The sequence below is a fragment of the Chryseobacterium sp. BGARF1 genome (assembly GCF_001677955.1).
GTDB lineage: Bacteria > Bacteroidota > Bacteroidia > Flavobacteriales > Weeksellaceae > Chryseobacterium.
The window spans coordinates 1-255 of the sequence record NZ_LELA01000198.1; the positions used below are offsets into that span (position 1 = coordinate 1).

Genomic DNA, 255 nt, shown 5'->3' on the forward strand with positions numbered 1-255 from the left:
CTACCTCGAATACGGCTATGATGGCTTGGAAACTACGAAAAGGGCAAACACAAGACAATGGAACAGCATTCCTGAAAGACAGAAAGATCTGGTGGTAGAAATCGCTTTGGAACACACCGAATTGTCTGCAAGGGAACTGGCCTACAAAATTACCGATGAGCAAGGTGTTTTTATTTCAGAATCTAGTGTTTACCGGATTTTGAAGCAAAGAGACTTAATCCCGGCACCGAATCATTTTCTTCTTTCGGCAGCAAA

1 protein-coding gene is annotated in these 255 nt (G+C 42.7%); it reads left to right on the forward strand.

Features of this window, described 5'->3' with window-relative positions; translation table 11 throughout:
• A partial coding sequence (locus tag AB671_RS21545; RefSeq protein ID WP_185114151.1) for a helix-turn-helix domain-containing protein occupies positions 1 to 255 on the forward strand: 255 nt, incomplete at both ends.